Here is a 20,106-nt window from a genome sequence, read left to right on the forward strand (position 1 = left end):
CCGCAGGCTCACCGCGACGCCGCGCCGAGGGCCTCGAGCGCCGCGTCCGCGTCCTCGACCCGCGTGATCCGACCGCGTCGCGCGACGGCCATGCAGCGATCGCGGAGGTGGGGGCAGCTGTTGTCTCCCACGTCCGTCACGCCGCCATCCGACACCCAGTAGCGCGGCTCCGGCTGGCGCGAGAGCCACTGGAGCGCCGGGAGATCGACGATGTTGCCGGAACCGACCGGGGCGAGGTCGGTCTCCTCGACCCGCCAACCGCGCTCGGCCACGATCCGCAGCTCGCCTTCCTCGCCCGAGCCCGAGTAGGTCGCGACCGTCGCTGCGCCCCCGGCCGCGTGCACGATCGCCTCGACCTGGTCGACGTCGAGCGACATGCTCCCGCTCACGTCGACCAGGAGGGTCCCGCCGGCGGCCCGCCCGCGGCGTGCGAAGATCGCCCGGTCGATCAACAGCCGGTCCGGCCGACGGATCTGCGCGCCCTCCGTGGCCGACCGGAGCGCGCCGAAGCGGGGCGGACCGAGCTTCCGCAGGCGCACGCGCAGCGGCGGCCGCGCGATCGTCATGACACCGGGCTCGACGCCGCCGTCTTCCGCGTCTTCGCCGAGCCCGAGGCGTCGCCCGATCATCCGCCGCGCCCGCTCCCCGAGCCCGAGGGCCCCGCCGACCTCGACGCCCTCGGCGACGTAGCAGCAGGTCATGCCCTTGACCTTCAGGTCGTCTTCGAGGAGCCCGTAGCGCCGAAGCGCCGCGGCGAGCTCCTCGGCCACGGCCTCCGCGGTCTCGAAGGGCGCAACCGGCCCGCCAGCGGCCGCGCAGTCCGCGTGGAGGCGCGCCTCGACGCGCTCGAGCCACTCGAGCGCGAGCGCTCGCGCGCGAGGCGTGAGCGCCTCGATCTCGCCGCGCGTCACCGGCTCGGCGCTCGTCCCGATCGAAGCGATCGCCCGGAGCAGGACCGCCGCCACCCGCCCGTTCTTGCCGTCGCGGGCGCTCAGGTGGGCGATGTGCGCGAGGGACGCTCGATCGGGCTCGACCCGGAGGCCGACCCGCGCGAGCCCCTGGTTGATGCGCGCGTCCTCGACCGCCTGGAGCAGGATGAGCGGATAGTCGACCTCCGGGAAGCGGTCCGGCGACCAGGCGACGTGGGCGAGCTCGTGCATCGAGACCGGCTCGCCCCCCTCTTCGAGGGGGACGAAGAGCATGCGATCGACCTTGATCGTCGCCCCGTTGCTCGGGAGCCAGTCATGGCGACGGCTGTCGAGCACCTTCCAGCGACCGGCGGGGCGACCGGGTTCGACGAGCTCGGGATAGGGAGCGTGGGCGGAGTCGGGGGTTTCGAAGGAACGGCGTTCGGGAACACGCATGGAAAGACCTCCTGGAACCGGGCGCCGCAGGGACGACCCGGCCCGGACCGGGCGCGGAAGGGGGAGAAGGCATCGGCGCAGGGGGCGCGCCCGGCCCCCTGCGCGACGCTCGGCGGCGGCGCCGGTCGACTACGCGGCCGCCAGACGCAGCGCCTTGTAGACCTGCTCACCGCGCTCGCGACCGAACACGACCTGACAGGCCTGCTCGGCGCCGAGCTCCGACTCGAAGTCCTGGACCGCCAGCCAGCCACGGATGCTGATCGCGCGTTCGGGCTCGAGGTCGTAGGTCCGGAGCGCGGCTTCCCGCAGCTCGGGCCGGAGGCGCGCGAGCGCGTCGGGGTGGGGCCCCTCGACCTTGAGCACGCTGCGGAAGCGATCCTGGAGGGCCTCCGGGAGCTGATCGAGCGAGCAGTTGTCGGTCCCGACGACCTGGAAGCCCGGCGCGGGGACGACCGACTCCCCGCTCGGGAGCGTGAGCCGGGCCGTCTCGGGCGACTCGAGGACCGGGTGCAGGAACGCGAGCACGTCCGACGAGGCGTAGGAGACTTCGTTCAGGACGACGCGGCCGCCCTCGCGCATGGCCGTGACCACCGGGCCGTCGCGCCACTCGAATCCCGACCCCTTCGGCATCCACCCTCCGCGGATTTCCGCGCTGGGCGTTTCAGGGGTCAAGGTGATCGCCGCGACGGAGCGACCGGCCAGCCCCTCGCGGGTCGCCACGAACGACTTGCCGACGCCGGGCGGCCCCCAGAGATAGAGCGTCCGCGCGTGCGCGCTCGCGAGGACGCGATCGACGAGGGACCAGGGCGTGGTTTCGGGGGACAGGTCGAGCTTCTGCTGCTTCGCTCGGGACGTTTCGTGGCTCTTGTCTCGGGACTTCTCTCGCATCTTCCTGGGCATCCGGATCTCCATGACTCCGCCGGGTGCGTTCGCCCGGACGGAGCGGTTCAAGTGGGAATCCGAATCGTGCGGGAATCCTCGTGAACTCCGATCGCGGCCCAGGATTTTCGGCGCGCCCCCCGCGACGATCGCGATCGACGCCCCGCCCCTACTGCGGAAGCTCGCCCGCCGTCTGGAAGAGCGGCGTCGCCCGCCAGTCGAGGGTCCACTCGAAGGTCGTCGGGTGCGCCGGCAGCGGCGCCGGATCGAGCTCGACGGCGGTGAGCCCGCGATGGTGGAGGAGATGCGGGTAGCGGTGACGAACCAGATGGCACCAGGCGAGGGTCGCGGTCGCGTTCATGCCCCAGGCGCAGACGAGGCCCGGACCGTTCGGCCAGAGCTCGTCGAGTCGCAGCAGCGCCGCGAGGGTCCGCTGACCGAACGGGCTCCGGATCCGCGCGCCGTCCGCCCCGGGCTCCTTGAGGTGCTGGTAGCGGCAACCCTGCTGGAAGAACGTGATCTCGGCGCGGTTCCGCATCTCGTCGGGCAGGAAGGCGGCCGCAGCGTCGGACCACACGAGGTGGGCGCGGGAGAGCTTGCGGACGTAGCGCCCCCAGAAGTGGAAGATCCGGCGCTCCAGATCGGTGTTCCCCGGCTCCACGCACTTGTTGTCGCCGCTCATCCCGTCGGAGAGCGGAGGCCGGGTGGTGCAGACGATCACATCGTGGTCGCGGACGAAGGGGAGCGGGACGTGCCGCAGGTCGGCTTCCGGCAGCAGCTGGTAGCTCGTGCGCGGGGTCGCCGGGAAGTTCAGAATCGACGTGCCGAAACCGAAATTCTCCTGCTCGGCCAGGGCACAGGCGATCTCGTAGTTGGCATCACGGTCGCGGGTGGCGTGGAAGTGAACGCCGCGCGTGGAGTCGCGGCGGGGCATTGCGTAGAACAGCGGGTGGACGAGACGCATCGGGACGGCGGGACCTCTCCTCGGAAAGGGACGACTTCGCGCGAACGCGTCGTCGTCGGATGGAGCCGAGGAGAAAAAGCACAGCTTTCGAGATGCACAAGTCCCGGCGCGCGAGACCGCATTGCAGCGGACTCTCGCGGCACGAATCCGCCGCGCACGAACCGAGGTGTGCAACGCGACTTCCCGAAGGACACGCACCCGAGCGGCGCACGTCGACGCGACGCGCGCGCGCCGACCGTCAATCCCGAGCGGGCATGGCGCCGAGTTGCGTCATCAGCCCCATCGTGTCGGAGTAGCGGAAGGTCTCCTTCACCTTGCCGTCGACCACGCGCAGGAGCGTGCAGTTCTCGACGTGGAAACGGTTCCCACTCGCCGGCATCCCGAAGAGGTCGCCGTCGTTCGTCCCGGTCAGGGTGTAGCGGAGTGTCACGAGTCCGTCGGTCTCGCCGATCTCGAGGATCTCCAGGTGGACGTCGCTCGCCGCCTTCCACCAGGACTCGAGGGCCGCGACCTCGACGTCGGCCCCGCGGTTCTGCTCCTTGCCGTGGACGTAGGACAGGTAGTCGTCGTGCAGGATCGCGCGGTAGCCCGCCGCGTCCCGGGCGTTGTCACACTCGACCACCCGCTTCACCACCTCGATCGGACTCGTCATCGCTCGTCTCCCTCCGCTCAGCGCCCGGTCCAGACCGGATCGCGCTTCTCCATGAACGCCCGCGGCCCCTCCCGGGCGTCTTCCGACGACGTCACCCGCGCCGAGACCTGGTTCTCGATGGCGAAGGCCTCCTCGAGGGGGAGCCCGCTCGTCCGGAGCGCGGCCTCCTTCACCGCTGCGACGGCGAGGGGCGCGTTCCGCTTCAGTCGATCCGCGAACTCGAGGGCCCTGGGCATGAGCGCCTCGGGCTCGACCACGTCGTTCACGAAGCCCATCGCCAGAGCGTCCTCCGCGGAGACCGGGTCCCCGGTCATCAGGATCTCCATCGCCTTCGCCCAGGGCACCTGGCGCGGCAGACGCACCATCGACCCGGCCCCGGGGACCAGCCCCCGCTGCGGCTCGGAGAGGCCGAACGAGGCGTTCGTGGAGGCAATCCGGATGTCGGTCGCCTGCAGGAGCTCCGATCCACCGGCCAGGGCGAAACCGTTGATCGCGGCGACGATCGGCTTGTAGAGCTCGAAGGGCCGCAGGAGGGCCGTCGACATGTACTCCGCGACGTTGCCCATCAGACGTTCGCCCCACTCGTCCTCGGGCTGCTTGGCGCCGGTGAAGAGCGGCAGCAGGCTCCCGAGGTCGCCACCGGCGCAGAAGGCCTTGTCGCCGGCGCCCGTCAGGATGGCGACGCGCAGGTCGTCGTCGTCGCGGTAGTCGATCCAGGCTTCCGCGAGCCGGATGATCGACTCGGGGCTGAACGCGTTGCGACGCTCGGGGCGGTTGAGCGTGATCGTCGCGATCCCGTCGTTCTTCTCGTAGATCACATCGGGCATCGAAAGCGGGGCTCCTCGCGAAGTTCGGTCCGACCCATGAGACCCGATCGAGCGCGGCGGCGCTAGGGGCGGGCTATCCTGGCCGTCGCGCGACGGGGGGCGCATGCACACCGACGAAATCCATCGAAGCCGTCACCTCGGCTGGCTCCGGGCCGCCGTGCTCGGCGCGAACGACGGCATCGTCTCGACCGCGAGCCTCGTGCTCGGGGTCGCCGCCGCCGAAGCGAGCCGCGGCGGGGTCCTCACGGCGGGGGTCGCGGGGCTGGTGGCCGGCGCGATGTCGATGGCCGCCGGCGAGTACGTCTCGGTCCACTCCCAGAAGGACGCCGAGGAGGCCGACCTCCGCCGGGAGCGCCAGGAACTCGAAGACGATCCCGAGTTCGAGCTCGAGGAGCTGACCCAGATCTACGTCGCGCGTGGAGTCGACCTGGCGACCGCGGAGCGGGTCGCCGAACAGCTGATGGCCCACGACGCGCTCGATGCCCACGCCCGGGAGGAGCTCGGGATCCTCGAGCACGCCACGGCGCGCCCGGTCCAGGCTGCGCTCGCTTCGGGAACGACCTTCGCCGTGGGCGCCGCGGTCCCGCTGCTCGCCCTCGCCGTGCTGCCGATCGAGCGTGCGGTACCCGGGGTCGGCGGCCTCTCCCTCGTCGCCCTCGCCGGGCTCGGCGCCCTCGGCGCGAACGCCGGCGGCGCGCCCATGGCCCGGGGCGCCGCGCGGGTCACGCTCTGGGGCGCCGCGGCGATGTTTCTGACCACCGTCGTCGGCCAACTCTTCGGCGCCGCGCTCTAGACCGCACCCCCACCGAGCACCCGAAAGCGGCGGACTCCCCGCCGAGCGCCCGCAGGCGGCGGTTGAGACGGCGAACTCCCCGCCGAGCGCCCGCAGGCGGAGGACTAGTACGACAGGAACAGGTACGCGAGCAGCAGCGCCGCCGCCCACATCGCGGTCGCGCCGGTCGGCCAGGGCTCACCGAAGCGGGACCAGGGCGAGAGGGACGCGGAGGCCAGGTCGAGCACGCGGAGCCGGACGGCGTCCGCGATCAGCAGGAAGGTCTCCTGGGCGTCCTTCCAGACGCTGACGAGGCCACGCCAGACGGCCGGGAACGCACGCCGCCAGACCCAATCGACGTCGAGGACGGTCGAGCGGAGCTCCGGCGGGTACCAGCCCATCTTCCAGAGGAAGACGAAGCCCAGGGCCGCGAAGATCAGCAGCTGGAGCACGGTGAAGACGTGGGTCCACGTGTAGGGCGCGTAGTCGACCGGGTACGGCAGGATCGCGTAGAGCGGGGCCGGGTAGACGCCGACGCCGATGCAGAGGAACGCGGCGATGGCCATCGCGGCGAGCATGTTCTTCGGCGCTTCCTCGACGCGCTTGCCGGAGTCGTGGGCGAAGAAGGAGAAGAACGGGATCTTGATGCCCGAGTGGTCGAGGACGCCGGCGCTCGCGAAGAGGAGGACCAACGAGGCGAGGAGCAGGTGCTCGGCATTCGCCGCCGAGAGCACCATCGACTTCGACACGAAGCCCGAGGTGAGCGGGAAGCCGGAGATCGAGATGGAGCCGATGATGCAGAACGCCGCGGTCCAGGGCATCGACTTGTAGAGCCCACCGAGCTCCGACGCCTTGATCGTCCCGACCCGGAAGAGGACGGCGCCCATCGCCATGAAGAGCAGCGCCTTGTAGATCACGTGGGCGAAGACGTGGGCGACGGTGCCGTTCAGGGCGAGCTCGGTGCCGATCCCGATGCCGACGACCATGAAGCCGAGCTGGTTGTTCAGGCTGTACGAAAGGACGCGACGCAGATCGTTCTCGATCACGGCGAAGAAGATCGGGAACGCCGTCATGGCGGCGCCGATCGGGATCAGGATCTCGGTCCCGGCGTAGCCGCGCGCCAGGGCGTAGATCGCGAGCTTCGTCGTGAAGCCGGAGAGGAAGACCGTGCCGGTCACCGTCGCTTCGGGATAGGCGTCCTTCATCCAGCCGTGGAGCAGCGGGAAGCAGGCCTTGATCCCGAAGGCGAGGAAGACCAGCAGGCCGCCGCGAGAGCCGAGGCCGATGTGCTCGAAGGTGAGCGAGCCGGACTCCGCGTAGAGATCGATCGCGCCGGCCAGGAGCAGCAGGCCGGACAGGACCTGGATCACGAGGTACCGCTGCCCCGCGCGCAGGGCGCGCTCGTTGCGGCTCGCCCAGATCAGGAAGACCGACGAGACGGCGGTCAGCTCCCACCAGACGAAGAGCGTGAGCAGGTCACCTGCGAAGACGGCAGCGATCGCCGCGCCGGCGTAGATCAGCGAGGCGCCGGCCTGGAGCGGATCGCGCTGGTGGGCCGCGTAGAGGACGCCGATGAACGCGGCGATGTGGAAGACGATTCCGAAGACCCGGGAGAGCGGATCGATCCGCGTGATCTCGAGGGTGTAGTCGAAGACCTGGAGCGTCTGCGAGAACTCCGCAGGCATCTGGAAGAGCTGCCAGAGCCCGATCACAGGCAGGACCAGCATCGCCGGCTGGGACAGGCGCTGGGGCAGGAGGGCGACGGGGATCGCCGCGAGGACGAGCAGGAGGCCGGGCGGCGAGCCCTGCAGGATGGCACCGAGGAGATCAGTCATGAGACGTCTCCTCGCGCACAGCTGCGGCCTCGACCGTGGCGTCCTCGTAGTAGTCCTCGTCGCGCATCACCAGCTTGCGCAGGAGCTTCGCCGAGTTCACGAGCCCGACGTACGCCGCGAACCCGAAGACCGCGTCGAACGCGAACCACTCCTGGAAGCCGAAGTGGCCGTGCTTGTGATAGAAGAGATCCGCCAGGACGACCCCGATCGCGGCCGCGATCAGGATCTTGATCAGCAGGTTCACGTTCTCCGGCTGATCGAGCCAGTACGAGCGTTCGCCCTCGGGAGCGGAGCCGTGCGCGTGATTCTCGTCGGACATCTCCCCTCCCCTATTCCAGCCCGAACGCCGGGGCGAGCAGGTCGTAGACCGCATCGGTGTAGAAGAACGCGACGAAGCAGAGGAGCGCCGTCGTGCAGATCGGGAGCAGCATGAGCAGCGGCGCGTCGGCGACGCCGCCCTCCTCACCTTCGGGCAGCGGCCGGAAGAAGGCGCGCACGACGATGGGCATCAGATAGCCGATCGAGAGCAGCGAGCTCACCATGAAGACCATGCCGAGCCAGAACTGGTCGGCCTCGAAGGCGCCGGTCACGAGGAACCACTTGCTCCAGGCGCCGCCGAAGGGCGGCAGCCCGATGATCGAAAAGCTGGCCACGCAGAAGGCGCCGAAGGTGAAGGGCATCTTGCGGCCGAGGCCGTCGAGCTGACTGACCTTGTCCTTGTGGGCCACGACGTAGACGGCGCCGGCGACGAAGAAGAGCGTGATCTTGCCGATGGCGTGCATCAGGATGTGGAGACCCGCGCCCATGGCCGCCGTTCCCGTCGCGAGCATGGCCCCGAGCACGATGTAGGAGAGCTGGCTGATCGTGGAGTAGGCGAGTCGCGGCTTGAACCCGTCGAGGGAGAGCGCCCGGACCGACGCGGCGAGGATCGTGATCGCCGCGATCCAGGCGACGAGATCCGAAAGCCCGCCGGTCGACAGCATGTCGAATCCGAACACGTAGACCGCGATCTTGAGCACGGAGAAGACACCGGCCTTCACGACGGCGACGGCGTGGAGGAGCGCCGAGACGGGCGTGGGTGCGACCATCGCGGCCGGCAGCCAGCGATGGAAGGGCATGAGCGCCGCCTTCCCGATCCCGTAGGAGAAGAGCAGCAGAAGGAGCGTGGCCTGCGTGCCTTCGATCCTGCCTTCGAGGATGCCACCGGGGCGGAAGCCGAGATCGTCCGCGAGGGTCGACGTCCAGAGGATCGCGAGGAGCAGGAAGAGGACCGAGGTCGAGACCAGGATCCCCAGGTAGAGCCGCCCCGCCTTGACCGCCGCCTCCGTCCCGGCGTGGGTCACGAGCGGGAAGGTCGAGAAGGTCAGGATCTCGTAGAAGAGGAAGAGCGTGACGAGGTCGCCGGCGAAGGCGATGCCCAGGGCGGCGGAGATCGCGAGGGCGAAGCAGGTGAAGAACCGCGTCTGGTTCTTCTCGTGGTGGCCTCGCATGTACCCGAAGCCGTAGAGCGAGGTCAGGATCCACAGCCCCGACGCCACGAGGCCGAAGAGCAGCCCCAGCGGCTCGACCTCGAAGCCGAGGCCCAGGCCCGGCATCCAGTCCGGCAGGCCGATGCTCGGGCGCGCCCCGTCCAGCACGGGTTCGACGAGCCGGAGCACCTGGGAGAAGGTCGCGATCCCGATCAGGACCGTCCACGCGTCCCGGGCGTTGTCCGAGACGAAGCGCCCGAGGATCTGCACACCCGCCGCGCCGAGGAGCGGCAGACAGAGGGCAGCGACGATCGCCATGTTCGCAGTCTCGGCGTTCACGCTAGACGCCCCCACCGAGCCCGAGGAAGAGCTGTCTGGCCGCGGCTTCGGCGACGTCGACCGAGAAGTCCGAGAAGAGCCCGAACCAGATCGTCATGCCCGCCAGGATCCAGGTCGGGATCAGCAGGCGGAGCGGCGCCTCGCGTCGCTCGACCTCGCCATCGGGCTCCGCGAAGTAGGCGACCTCGACGAGCCGCCAGATGTAGACGACCGCGAGCACCGAGCTGGCCATGATCAGGAAGGCCAGGAAGAGCTGGTCCTGCTCGAGCGCCGCCGAGACCAGCGCCCACTTGCTCACGAAGCCCGCCGTCCCCGGCACGCCGACCAATGCGAGCCCCGATGCGACGAGCGCCGCCATCGTGAGGGGCATCCGCTGCCCCAGACCACGCATCATCGCGATCTTCGTCGCGCCCATCCGCCAGGTCACACAGGCGGCGACGAGAAAGAGCGCGCCCTTCATGAGCGCGTGGTTGAACAGGTGGATGAGGCCGGCCGCGACGCCCGCTTCCGTGGCGAGGGAGAGGCCGAGGGTCATGTACCCGATCTGCGCGATCGACGAGTAGGCCAGCAGCCGCTTGAAGTCGGTCTGGTAGATCGCGGCGATCGACCCGACGAACATCGCGAGGACCGAAAGCGGCATGAGCAACGTGTCGATCCCGATCCGATCGAAGACCAGGGCAGCACCGAAGAGGCCCAACGAGAACCGGATCAAGAGGTAGTAGGCGACCTTGGTCGCCGTCGCCGCCAGGAACGCGGAGACGATCGGCGGCGCCTCGCTGTAGGCGTTGGGCAGCCACTGATGGAGCGGGAAGACGGCGAGCTTCGTGCTGATCCCGACGACGACGAAGGCGACGGCGACCAGGACCGTCCGGGTCTCGCTCACCGCCTGGAGGCGCACGGCCATGTCGACCATGTTGAGCGTCCCCGTCATCTGGTACATCAGCCCGATGCCGATCAGGAGGAAGGTCGCGCCGATCGTCCCCATCACGAGGTACGAGAAGGCCGCCATCAGCGCGCGGCGCTCCCGGCCGAGGGCGATCAGGATGTAGGAGGAGAGCGACGAGATCTCCATGAAGACGAAGACGTTGAAGACGTCGCCGGTGATCGTCACGCCGAGCAGGCCGGTCAGGCAGAGCAACGCGGCCGAGTAGAAGAGGTACTCGCGACCGACCGGGATCGCGCGGCGCGCCTGGCCGGGGCCCGCCGCGAAGACGACCGCCGCGACGAGGGAGACCACGACCAGCACGAACGCGTTCGTGATGTCGATCCGGTACTCGATCCCGAAGGGCCGGGGCCAGCCACCGAACTCGTAGACGAGAATCTGTCCGTCCATCGTCTGCTCGAGGAGGCCGAAGGAGATCCCCAGGCAGGCGAAGCTGATCGCGACCGTGAAGGCCGAGGCCAGGGCCTCCTTCCGCAGCAGGAAGCAGAGCGGCGCCCCCATCAGGGGCAAGAGCACCTGGAGCGCCGGGAGATGATCCGCGAACGAGAGCGCCTCGGTCGCGACGTGGTGGGTAGCGGCGCCGTCGGTCACGCGACGCCTCCCTCTGAGGCGGCCTTGCCCGCTTCTTCCCGGGCTTCCGTCGCGAGGTCCTTCGCGTCCTCGGCGCGGTCGAGGGCCACGATCTCGTCCTCCTCGACGGTCTCGTAGGCCTCCTTGATCCGCACGACGAGAGCGAGACCCAGGGCGGTGCTCGCCACGCCGACGACGATCGCCGTCAGCATGAGCACGTGCGGCACCGGGTTGGAGTAGACGATCTCGGAACGTCCATCGATCAGGATCGGCGCGGTTCCGCCGGCCACCTTCCCCATCGAAACGTAGAGCAGGATCACGCTCGCCTGGAAGATGTTGATTCCCATGATCTTCTTGACGAGGTTGCCGCGGGAGATCGCGATGTAGAGACCGATCATCATCAACGTGATGCAGCCGAGGTAGTTCCAGTGGGTCAGGAAGTGGTTCCAGAGATCGACGATCACTGTCGCGACCTCCCGGCGAACGCGTAGAAGATCGCGACCATCACGAAGGTCACCGTGATCCCCACGCCGAGCTCGACGAGCAGGATCCCCAGGTGCTGGCCGTGGGCCATGTCGTGGGTGTCGAGCATCCCGTAGTGGAGGAACTCGCCGCCCATCAGCATGGACACGACGCCGACGCCCGCATAGAGGAGTGCGCCGAGGGCGATCCCGACCTCGACCACGATCGGCGGCACCTTCTCGCGCAGCGAATCGAGACCGAAGATCAACGCGTGGAGGATCAGCCCCGCGGCGAAGATCACGCCCGCCTGGAAGCCGCCCCCCGGCCCGTAGTCACCGTGGAACTGGACGTAGAGGGCGAAGAGCAGGATGAAGGGAACGAGCGCCTTGCCGACGATCCGCAGGATGATCGTCTCGCGCACGCGCATCTTGATCGGCGTGCGCTCGCCCAAGTCGTCGAGGCGATCGCTCATGCGCCCTCCCCGTCGCCGTCTCGACGATCCGGGTCTCCGCTCCGCGTCACGAATCCGCCGAGGAGGAGGATCGCGCCCACGGCCGCCGTGAGGACCACGGTCGTCTCTCCGTACGTGTCGTAGCCGCGATAGCTGGCCAGGACCGACGTCACGACGTTCGGAATCCCGATCTCGGCACTCGAATCGACCAGGTAGTGCGGCGCGACGTGCCGATGGATCGGTGCATTCGGATCGCCGTAGGCCGGCATGTCGAGGGTGCCGTAGGCGAGCAGGAGCCCGGTGGCGGTCACGACGGCGAGTCCGATCACGCGGTGGTGGAGCGGGCGCGTCTCATTCGAGGTCGTGAGCCCGAGGGCGCCCAGGAAGAGGACGGTCGAGATCCCGGCGCCGACCGCCGCCTCGGTGAAGGCGACGTCGACCGCGTCCATCATGGTCTGCATGCCCGCCGCGAGGAGCGAGAAGATGCCGAAGAGCATCGCCGCCGCGAAGAGGCTGCGCAGCCGCGCGATCACGACCGCGAGGACGATCATCAGGAGGAAGAGGCTCGCCTCGATGGCCGCGCCCATGGCCTGCTCGCCCATCAGGTGCCCTCCCCGCGCCGCGCGGCCTCGAGCGCCTCGTTCCGGATCGCTTCCGCGGCCCCGGTCGCTTCCTGGACGTCCGGCGCCTCGAGTCCCTTCGAGTAGGCCGCCTTCACGAGGGCGTGGGCGGCGGTCGGGCTCGTCAGGAAGAGAAAGAGGAAGATGATCACGAGCTTGACCGTGACGAGGTCGATCCCGTTGTGGATCGCGAGCCCCAGCAGGATCAGCGTCGCGCCCATCGTGTCCGTGAGGCTCGCCGCATGGGTCCGCGTGTAGAAGTCGGGCATCCGCAGCAGGCCGATGCCCCCGATCACGGAGAAGAGGCCCCCGCCCACGAGGCAGGCCCAGACGAGGATGTCGCGCAGACCGTCCATTACTTGAGCTGCTCGTCGCTCGCGAGATTCGCGAACTTGCTGAAGCGGAGGAGCGCGATCATCCCGGTGAAGTTCATGAGCGCGTAGAGGATCGCGAGATCGAGCCACTCGGGGCGACCGGTGAGGAAGCCCCCGACGGCGATCAGGAGCACGGTCTTCGTGCCGACCATGTTCGCGGCGAGCACGCGATCGAAGACCGTCGGGCCGAGGAACGCCCGGATCACCGCGAGGAGCATCGTCGCCAGCACGGCGACCATGGCGACGACGAATACGTTCACGCGTCGCTCCCGGCCGCCGTCTCGCGCGCGGTCGCGCCTTCGAGAGCCGCGACGCGGCGGTCCATCTCGCCGCTCAGGAGCCCCTCCGCGGAGTCGCTCGTCAGCGCGTGGACGAGGAGCTTTCCGTCGCGCACGTCGAGGGTCACCGTCCCCGGCGTCAGAGTGATCGAGTTCGCGTAGATCACCTGCGCGACGTCGGATGCCTGGCTGGCCTCGACCTGCAGGATGCGCGGACGGATCGGCAGCGAGGGCGACAGGATCACGCGCGCCACCGACAGGTTCGACAGCACGATCTCCTTGGCGAGCCACGGCAGGTAGAACACGTGACCCGGGCCGAGTTGGGTCGGCACCGCTTCGTCGTCGACGATCCCGAGATGCATCACGATCGCGACGACCGCCGCGCACGACAGTGCGCCGTAGATCATCAGGGTGGCGGTGTAGTGTCCCGAGAGCAGGAGCCAGGTGCCGTAGAGGGCGGCGAAGAGCACGATCGCTCGCTTCATCGGATCCTCTCTCCCGGCGGCGCACCCGTCGCCGCTCCCATCCCCGATCCCCAGCGTCGGATTTGGGACGCGTCGACGATATCACTCGATCGCGCGCTTGAAACTCCCATTCGGCTGCGCGACACGAGACCTGAACTCGCCAAGCACTTGATCTCGCTCTCGTTTTCACTCGCCGAGCGGAATTCATGCGAACGCCCGAGAGCTTCCGGATTCGACCCCGTCCGCCTTCCGGCGTTCGCACCAGGGTGCACGCCGCGATGTCCCGAGGTCGGCGCCGGGGTCGCGTTCGCGCGGGGCTTTCCCTTCGGACGGCGGAGCACGCCCGACCCGGGCCCTCGTGCGCGCGCGTCGCTGCCCGCGCCTAGCTCTGCGACGCGAAGACCTCGCCGAAGCGCGCCACGTGGTCGAGGTACTCGGCGCGATCGCCGGGCGGGAAGCCGAGGGTGACCCAGGTGACGCCGGCGTCCTCGAGCGCCCCGAACTGCTCGCGGATCGCGTCGTCGTCGGGCAGCTTGCGCGTGTTCATGTGCAGCCCGAAGGGGACGAAGTTGACGTCGATCGGCTCGGTTCGACCCTGCTTCGCCGCGTACTCGTTCATCTTCCCGATCGCCTGGGCGAGATCGTCGACGTTCTCGATGGCGCTCGTCCGGGTCCGCTGGGTGCCCGCCGCGGGCAGCGGCATCGGGCTCCACCCCTGCGCGAAGTCGACCACGCGTCGCCGGGCGCGCGGGCTGTTCCCGCCGATCCAGATCGGCGGATGCGGCTGCTGGACCGGCGGCGGCTGCATCGTATTGCCCGTGGCCTCGAAGCCCGCGCCCTTCATCGCCACCGAGTCCCCCGTCCAGGCCGCCTTCATGGCGACGATCGCGTCGTCGGTCACGTCGTTGCGGTTCGCGAAGTCGGCGCCGAGGGCCGCGAACTCGCCTTCGAGGTAGCCCGCGCCGACGCCCATGATCACCCGGCCGCCCGAGGCGGCATCCAGGCTCGCGATCGCCTTCGCGGTCAAGAAAGGGTTGCGATACGAGAGAACGAGCAGATTCGTGTGGAGCCGCAGGGTCGAGGTCGCCCCCGCCGCGATCGCGAGCGAAACGAAGGGGTCGAGAGCGTGGTGCCCGCCCGAGCCGAGCCATTCGTCGCTCGGAAAGGGATGTTCCGTGACGAAGGCCGCATCGAAGCCCGCGCGCTCGATCGCCTGCGCGATCTCCGCGATGGCATCGGCCGTCCCGAACTGGTCGACGGCGTCGACACGGTCGGTGGGGAGCTGGATCGAGAACTTGAGGGCCATGTCTGAGTCTCCGGGGGCCGTCCCGCCGGGCTGGCCAGGAGGCGAGCCCCCAGGATTGCAGACTCGCGGCCCGCGCGCGCAAGAATTCGGCTTCGCCCGCGATCGCTAGCCGGAGACCCGGTGGCCCGGCGGCGGCGGATCGACGGGCGGACCGGCGAAGCACTGCGCGATCTCCATCCACGCGTTCGCCACGTCGCCCTGCACGTCGAGGGCGGTGTCCTTCACGTTCCGGACCTGGGTCACGGTGAGACAGAAGTCGAGGGCGGTTCCTTCGATCGTCTCCCCGGGGCTCGCCTCGGCGGGGTCTCCATACTCCCAGAGCGCACCGGAAGGCGCGGTCAGCCGCAGGAGCGGCGGCGAACCCGGCGGATCCAGCTTCCGATTGACGAACGTCCAACCGAAGGTGCGGTAGCCGATCGCGACGATGTTCCGGATCCGATCCGTGTGGGTCCGTTCGGCGCCGACGAGGTCGTAGATCGCCTGGGCGTGGGCCCAGGTCTCCATGAAGCGCGCGGTCGTGAACATCGAGGCGCCCATGTCGGGGCCGAACCAGGGGAGCCTCGCCTTCGGGTCGAGCTCCCCGAGCTCGTCGGCGAGGGCGAAAGCGGTCTCCCGCCACTTCGCGAGCAGCGCGTCGGCGGAGAGATGCCCGAGGGCTTCGCGCTGGAGCTCCTTCATCGACTTGCCCGAGCCCATCATGCCGTTCAGCTCCTTGCGCTTCGGAGCGAAGCCCTCCTCGCCGTGTGTGCAATGGAGCGACACGTCGTCGAAGAAGTGGAGATGAGCCACGACGTCCCAGGGTGTCCAGTCCATGAAGCGCGTCTCGCGCTCCCAGTCGGCGGCCTCGATCGTCGAATAGAAGGCATGGAGGTCCGCGACCTCGTCCCGAAAGTCCTGCGCGATGGGCAACATGGTCTGCGTCCCCGTTAGGCCGAGCGCAGCTCTTCGAGGTATCCGGCGCGCTCCTCTTCGGCCACGAAGTCGAAGCTGCAGAGCACGCGATCCACGAGTCCGCCCCAGCGGGCCTTGATTGCCCCGGCCACCTGGGACGGCTCCGCGACGACGGCGAAGGCCTCGAGGATCTCGTCGGTGATCTCCTCGCCCATCGCGTCCCATTCGCCCCGCTTGGACAGGCGATTGAGATCGCCCTGGAGATCCCCCCACCCATGGGCATCGAGGACGGGCTTGTAGGCCGGCGTCGATCCGTAGAAGGCGATCTGCTTGGCGGTCGCGGTTCGCGCCTCCTGCCACTTCTGCTCGTCCTGGCCGGTCACCACGAAGGACGGCAGGCAGAGCTCGAGATCCGAGCGGGCGCGACCGCTCTTCGCGAGCCCCGCTTCGAGCGACGGAAGCGTCACCTCCCGAACGTACTTCTCGGTCGTGAACGCGTGGACGAGCATGCCGTCCGCGACCTCGCCGCAGACCCGGGTCATGAGCGGACCGACTGCGGCGACCACGACCTTCGGCGGTCCGTAGGCGTTGTTGGTCGGCGTGAACATCGGCGTCATCAGCGTGTGCCTGTAGAACTCGCCGCGGAAGTCGAGCTTCTCCCCCTCGTACCAGCAGTCCCAGATCGCGCGCATCGCGAGCACGAGCTCGCGCATCCGCGCCGCCGGCTTCGACCATTCCATCGAGAAGCGCTTCGTGATGTGCGGCTTGATCTGGGACCCGAGTCCCAGGATGAAGCGCCCCTTGGAGAACGCCTGCAGGTCGTTGCCGATGTTCGCCAGGGTCATCGGGTTGCGCGCGAATGCGACCGCGATCGAGGTCATCAGCTGAATGCGCTCGGTGTGCTCCGCGGCCAGGGCGAGCGGCAGAAAGGGGTCGTTCGCGATCTCCGCGGTCACCATCCCGTCGTAGCCCTGCTCTTCGAGTCGCCGGGCCGCGGCGGGCACGTTCGCGAGGTCCGCGATCCCCATCAGTCCCGAATCGATCTTCATCGTCTACTCCTGTTCGTCCTGGATCCAGTCCGGATCCCGCTTCTCGAGGAAGGCCTGCATGCCCTCCCGCGCTTCTTCGCTCGCGAAACACTCGGCGGAGAGATCGGCGGCCCACGCCATCGCCTCTTCCGGTCGTTTGAGCGGCGCCTCGTAGACCAGCCGCTTCGCAATCCCGAGCGCCTTGGGCCCACCCTTCCGGAAGTCCGCCAGGACCTCCTCGACCGCCCCGTCGAGCTCGCCTCCCGAAACCGCCCGGGAGATCAGTCCGTACTCCGCGGCCTTCGCCCCGGAGAACCGGTTGCCGCGCAGGAAGGCCTCCATCGCCTCGCCGCGCCGCATCTTGGGCAGACACACCACCGAGATGATCGCGGGCGTGACCCCGAGCCGGACCTCCGAGAAGCCGAACTTCACGTCTTCCCGCGCGATCGCGACGTCGCAGGCCGCCGCCAGTCCGTTGCCCCCGCCGAGGGCATGCCCATCGATCCGACCGACGATCGGCGTCGGCGATGCGAGCATGTCTTCGAGCAGGGCCGGGAACTGATCGATTCTCGTCGACCCGCCCGCTTCGTTGCGCGCGGACTGCTCCTTCAGGTTGGCCCCGGCGCACCAGGTCGTGCCCTCGTTGGTCAGCACGAAGGCGCGGATCCGGTCGTCGGCGTTCGCGCGCGCCAGGGCGTCGCGCACGCGACCGACCAGGTCCGACCCGAGCGCGTTCCGGTTCGGTTGGTCCGCGAGGGTCACGGTCATGACCTCGCGTTCGATTTCGACCCGAACGATGTCTTCGGAACCCGCTTCGCTCGGCACTTCGCTCCCTCCGTCCCCCGCGTGCGCGGCACTCCCTCGGTCGAGCAGGAGGGAACGGGCGAAGGGGGAATCGGTCGATCCGGTAGTATCAGAGCCGCCCCACGCCCGCCAACTCGCACACGAGAAGCGGAGTCTCACGAGGAATCCCCATCCATGGCCGACCCCATCCGCATCGCGAACTGCTCCGGTTATTTCGGGGACCGCCCGAGCGGTGCGCGCGAGATGGTCGAGGGCGGACCGATCGACGTCCTGACCGGCGACTGGCTCGCCGAGCTCACGATGCTGATCCTGTCGAAGATCCAGGCGAAGCGTCCCGGCGAGGGCTACGCGCGGACGTTCGTGCAGTCGATGGAAGAGGTGATGGGCACCTGCCTGGACCGCGGGATCCGCGTCGTCTCGAACGCCGGCGGCCTCGACCCGGAGGGCTGCGCCGAAGCCGTCCACGAGATCGCCACACGCCTCGGTCTCTCTCCGAAGATCGCTTTCGTCCGCGGGGACGACCTGATGCCGCAAATCGACGAGCTGATTTCCGCCGACCAGCTCCATCACTTCGAGACCGGCGAGCCCATCGAGGATCCCGCTCGCTTCATGACCGCGAACGCCTATCTGGGCTGCTGGGGAATCGTCGACGCCCTCTCCCGCGACGCCGACATCGTGATCACCGGTCGCGCGACCGACGCCGCGATCGTCTGTGGTCCCGCGGCGTGGCATCACGGCTGGAGGCGAACCGACTTCGACGCGCTCGCCGGCGCCGTGGTCGCCGGCCACCTGATCGAGTGCAGTAGCCAGGTCACCGGCGGCAACTACTCCTTCTTCCAGGAGGTGCCGAACATCCAGCACCTCGGCTTCCCTTTCGCCGAGATCGCGGAGGACGGGAGCGCCGTCATCGGCAAGCACGACGACGGAACCGGCGGCCTCGTCTCGATCGGGACCGTCACCTCCCAGGCCCTCTACGAGATCAGCGGCAGCCACTACTACGGCCCCGACGTCACGAGCCGCTTCGACACGATCCGGCTCGAGGAGATCGGCGAGAACCGGGTGCGCGTCTCCGGCGTGAAGGGCGAAGCGCCGCCGGACACGCTCAAGGTCTGCATGAACCGCAACGGCGGCTACCGCAACGACATGCGCGTCGCCCTCCCCGGTCTCGACACGGAGGCCAAGGCCGAGGTGGTCGAGTCCGCGTTCTGGCGCGCCTGCCCCTTCGAGCCCTCCGACTACGAGCAGGTCACCACGCGGCTGCTCCGAACGGACAAGGAGGATCCCGCGTCGAACGAAGAAGCCGTCGCCGTCTGGCACATCGCGGTCAAGGACCCCGACGAGCGGAAGGTCGGCCGTGCGTTCTCGAACGCCGTCGCCGAGCTCGCGCTCTCGTCGACGCCCGGCTGGTTCACCCTCGGCGGCGGCCCCGGGCCGGCGCGCGCGTTCGGCGTCTACGAGCCGGCGAACGTGCCGGCGAATGCGGTCCCCCAGGAAGTCACGATCCTGGGCGGCGAGACGCGGCGGATCGACTCGGTGATTCCCCACGTCGAGACGAACGTCGCGCCGCTCCCCGGACCCGACCAGCCCGCGCCCGGCGGGCCGACCCGTACTCTTCCGATCGGCCGGCTGGTGGGCGCACGATCCGGCGACAAGGGCGGCAACGCGAATCTAGGCGTCTTCGTCCGCGACGACGCGGCCTGGGCGTGGCTCGACGCCTTGCTCACGACCGACCGACTGCGCGAGCTCCTGCCGGAGACGGCGGATTTCGAGATCGATCGCCACCGCTTCCCGAACCTGCGCGCCCTGAACTTCGTCGTACACGGCCTCCTCGAGGAGGGCGTGGCGGCCGCGACGCGTCAGGACGGCCAGGCGAAGAGCCTCGGCGAGTGGCTGCGCGCCCGGGTCGTGGAGATCCCGGAGGCGCTGCTCGACTAGCGGACGCGCCAGGGGGAAGCGGACGTCGCGGTCCGCCAGGCAACCGACCCTTCGCAGCGCCGAAACGCGTTCGGACGACCACGGAGCGCGCGATGACCCGCGTCAGCGGAACGGGCAGCGTCCCTAGCGCCGCTTCGGGGCACGGGGTCGCGCCGAGCCGCCGCGGGTCAGCTCGAGGGCTTTCTCGGCGACGGCCCGCGTGGCTTCCTCGATCGTGGCGAAGCCCGTCTGATCGAGCTCCCGCTTGGCCCGCTGGAAGTCCGGGGGGCGGAAGCCGGTATTCACGCGCGGTCGCAGGGAGAAGACATGGCCGAGCGTCACGGTCGCCGCCGAGACCGACCCGCCGGCGGGCGGCGGCGCGGTCTCTTCCTTGGGAGGCTCGGGCGTCACCTGCTTCGTGGCGGACCTCTGCGTCTCGCGAGAGGATGCCTCCGCCTTCGCGGCCGGCCGCCTGGTCGCCGCCTTCTTCTTGCCAGCGCCGGCCTTCTTCTTCGGCGACGCCTTCTGCTTTTTCGGCGACGTCTTCTGCTTGGCGGCCGCCTTCTTCGCAGCGCCCTTCTTCTTGGCCGCCGCCTTCTTCTTCGCAGCGCCCTTCTTGGCGGCCGCCTTCTTCTTCGCAGCGCCCTTCTTCTTCGCAGCCTTTCGGCCGGTCGCCGCCTTCTTCCCGACGCCGGACTTCGCCGGCTTTGCCTTCTTTCGAGCTGCCATGATCAGAGGGTATCGACACGACGTGACCACGGAACGTGTCCGGGGACACACACTCGCCCCCGGACTCGCTCCTGCAGGCGCCTGACGAGGCCGGGAACGAGCCGAGGCGAGGGAGAGACCGGACGAGAGCGGGGCTGTGGACCGACGCCCACGGCACGCCGCGCGGAGCAC

General features: G+C 69.3%; 22 protein-coding genes. 2 read left to right on the top strand and 20 right to left on the bottom strand.

Translation table 11 applies throughout. The features are described 5' to 3' along the window. Positions 1 to 8 precede the first annotated feature (8 nt). From NXI30_13855 to NXI30_13875, 5 genes are all read right to left on the bottom strand, one after another. Positions 9 to 1,364 (bottom strand): hypothetical protein, encoded by a 1,356-nt coding sequence (locus NXI30_13855; GenBank protein ID MCR9095300.1) that lies wholly within the window; start codon positions 1,362 to 1,364, stop codon positions 9 to 11. A 129-nt stretch (positions 1,365 to 1,493) separates the two neighbouring features. Next, the gene (locus NXI30_13860; protein ID MCR9095301.1) at positions 1,494 to 2,264 is read right to left on the bottom strand and encodes an AAA family ATPase; all 771 of its coding nucleotides are present in this window, start codon (positions 2,262 to 2,264) and stop codon (positions 1,494 to 1,496) included. A gap of 148 nt (positions 2,265 to 2,412) precedes the next feature. After that, the gene (locus tag NXI30_13865; protein MCR9095302.1) at positions 2,413 to 3,177 is read right to left on the bottom strand and encodes a hypothetical protein; all 765 of its coding nucleotides are present in this window, start codon (positions 3,175 to 3,177) and stop codon (positions 2,413 to 2,415) included. A 268-nt stretch (positions 3,178 to 3,445) separates the two neighbouring features. After that, on the bottom strand, positions 3,446 to 3,859 hold the full coding sequence (locus tag NXI30_13870; protein MCR9095303.1) for an ester cyclase: 414 nt from the start codon (positions 3,857 to 3,859) through the stop codon (positions 3,446 to 3,448). 17 nt (positions 3,860 to 3,876) lie between these two features. Beyond that, complete coding sequence (locus NXI30_13875; protein ID MCR9095304.1) at positions 3,877 to 4,686, bottom strand: enoyl-CoA hydratase-related protein; 810 nt, start codon at positions 4,684 to 4,686, stop codon at positions 3,877 to 3,879. A gap of 103 nt (positions 4,687 to 4,789) precedes the next feature. Here NXI30_13875 and NXI30_13880 point away from each other — a divergent pair, with 103 nt between their 5' ends. Continuing rightward, positions 4,790 to 5,479 carry a VIT family protein gene (locus NXI30_13880; protein ID MCR9095305.1) on the top strand — a complete coding sequence of 230 codons (690 nt, stop codon included), beginning with the start codon at positions 4,790 to 4,792 and terminating at the stop codon, positions 5,477 to 5,479. Between the two features lie 104 nt (positions 5,480 to 5,583). On the opposite strand, the gene NXI30_13885 is transcribed toward NXI30_13880, so the two are convergent. From NXI30_13885 to NXI30_13950, 14 genes are all read right to left on the bottom strand, one after another. Beyond that, positions 5,584 to 7,293 (bottom strand): Na(+)/H(+) antiporter subunit D, encoded by a 1,710-nt coding sequence (locus NXI30_13885; GenBank protein ID MCR9095306.1) that lies wholly within the window; start codon positions 7,291 to 7,293, stop codon positions 5,584 to 5,586. After that, positions 7,286 to 7,612, bottom strand: a complete 327-nt coding sequence (locus NXI30_13890; GenBank protein MCR9095307.1) for a hypothetical protein — start codon at positions 7,610 to 7,612, stop codon at positions 7,286 to 7,288. The genes NXI30_13885 and NXI30_13890 overlap by 8 nt, the downstream gene beginning before the upstream one ends. Before the next feature lie 10 nt (positions 7,613 to 7,622). Beyond that, the gene (locus NXI30_13895; GenBank protein MCR9095308.1) at positions 7,623 to 9,080 is read right to left on the bottom strand and encodes a monovalent cation/H+ antiporter subunit D family protein; all 1,458 of its coding nucleotides are present in this window, start codon (positions 9,078 to 9,080) and stop codon (positions 7,623 to 7,625) included. Positions 9,081 to 9,102: 22 nt separating this feature from the next. Further along, positions 9,103 to 10,545: a monovalent cation/H+ antiporter subunit D family protein gene (locus tag NXI30_13900; GenBank protein MCR9095309.1), complete on the bottom strand. Its 1,443-nt coding sequence runs from the start codon at positions 10,543 to 10,545 to the stop codon at positions 9,103 to 9,105. A gap of 86 nt (positions 10,546 to 10,631) precedes the next feature. Continuing rightward, entirely contained in the window at positions 10,632 to 11,015 is a 384-nt protein-coding gene (locus tag NXI30_13905; GenBank protein MCR9095310.1) for a cation:proton antiporter subunit C, read from the bottom strand. Between the two features lie 59 nt (positions 11,016 to 11,074). Beyond that, positions 11,075 to 11,497, bottom strand: coding sequence for a Na(+)/H(+) antiporter subunit B (locus NXI30_13910; protein ID MCR9095311.1), 423 nt, complete (start codon positions 11,495 to 11,497; stop codon positions 11,075 to 11,077). Between the two features lie 47 nt (positions 11,498 to 11,544). Further along, complete coding sequence (locus tag NXI30_13915) at positions 11,545 to 12,129, bottom strand: DUF4040 domain-containing protein (GenBank protein ID MCR9095312.1); 585 nt, start codon at positions 12,127 to 12,129, stop codon at positions 11,545 to 11,547. Further along, positions 12,129 to 12,503, bottom strand: a complete 375-nt coding sequence (gene mnhG, locus NXI30_13920; protein ID MCR9095313.1) for a monovalent cation/H(+) antiporter subunit G — start codon at positions 12,501 to 12,503, stop codon at positions 12,129 to 12,131. The genes NXI30_13915 and mnhG overlap by 1 nt, the downstream gene beginning before the upstream one ends. Continuing rightward, positions 12,503 to 12,760 carry a monovalent cation/H+ antiporter complex subunit F gene (locus NXI30_13925; GenBank protein MCR9095314.1) on the bottom strand — a complete coding sequence of 86 codons (258 nt, stop codon included), beginning with the start codon at positions 12,758 to 12,760 and terminating at the stop codon, positions 12,503 to 12,505. The genes mnhG and NXI30_13925 overlap by 1 nt, the downstream gene beginning before the upstream one ends. 17 nt (positions 12,761 to 12,777) lie before the next feature. Further along, positions 12,778 to 13,284: a Na+/H+ antiporter subunit E gene (locus NXI30_13930; GenBank protein ID MCR9095315.1), complete on the bottom strand. Its 507-nt coding sequence runs from the start codon at positions 13,282 to 13,284 to the stop codon at positions 12,778 to 12,780. A gap of 361 nt (positions 13,285 to 13,645) precedes the next feature. Beyond that, positions 13,646 to 14,569, bottom strand: coding sequence for an LLM class F420-dependent oxidoreductase (locus NXI30_13935; protein ID MCR9095316.1), 924 nt, complete (start codon positions 14,567 to 14,569; stop codon positions 13,646 to 13,648). A 105-nt stretch (positions 14,570 to 14,674) separates the two neighbouring features. Further along, the gene (locus tag NXI30_13940; GenBank protein ID MCR9095317.1) at positions 14,675 to 15,481 is read right to left on the bottom strand and encodes a TIGR03084 family metal-binding protein; all 807 of its coding nucleotides are present in this window, start codon (positions 15,479 to 15,481) and stop codon (positions 14,675 to 14,677) included. A 14-nt stretch (positions 15,482 to 15,495) separates the two neighbouring features. Further along, the gene (locus NXI30_13945) at positions 15,496 to 16,509 is read right to left on the bottom strand and encodes an LLM class F420-dependent oxidoreductase (GenBank protein ID MCR9095318.1); all 1,014 of its coding nucleotides are present in this window, start codon (positions 16,507 to 16,509) and stop codon (positions 15,496 to 15,498) included. Positions 16,510 to 16,512: 3 nt separating this feature from the next. Further along, a complete protein-coding gene (locus NXI30_13950) occupies positions 16,513 to 17,313 on the bottom strand; it encodes an enoyl-CoA hydratase-related protein (GenBank protein ID MCR9095319.1) in 801 nt (266 codons plus the stop codon). A gap of 153 nt (positions 17,314 to 17,466) precedes the next feature. Between NXI30_13950 and NXI30_13955 the strand changes: the two genes are divergently transcribed. Then, positions 17,467 to 19,227, top strand: a complete 1,761-nt coding sequence (locus NXI30_13955) for a DUF1446 domain-containing protein (GenBank protein ID MCR9095320.1) — start codon at positions 17,467 to 17,469, stop codon at positions 19,225 to 19,227. Between the two features lie 123 nt (positions 19,228 to 19,350). Here the strand turns inward: NXI30_13955 and NXI30_13960 are convergent, their stop codons facing one another. Continuing rightward, positions 19,351 to 19,935: a hypothetical protein gene (locus tag NXI30_13960; GenBank protein ID MCR9095321.1), complete on the bottom strand. Its 585-nt coding sequence runs from the start codon at positions 19,933 to 19,935 to the stop codon at positions 19,351 to 19,353. Positions 19,936 to 20,106: the final 171 nt, after the last annotated feature.

It is taken from the genome of bacterium (genome assembly GCA_024742285.1).
Classification (GTDB): Bacteria; Myxococcota_A; UBA9160; order UBA9160; family UBA4427; genus UBA4427.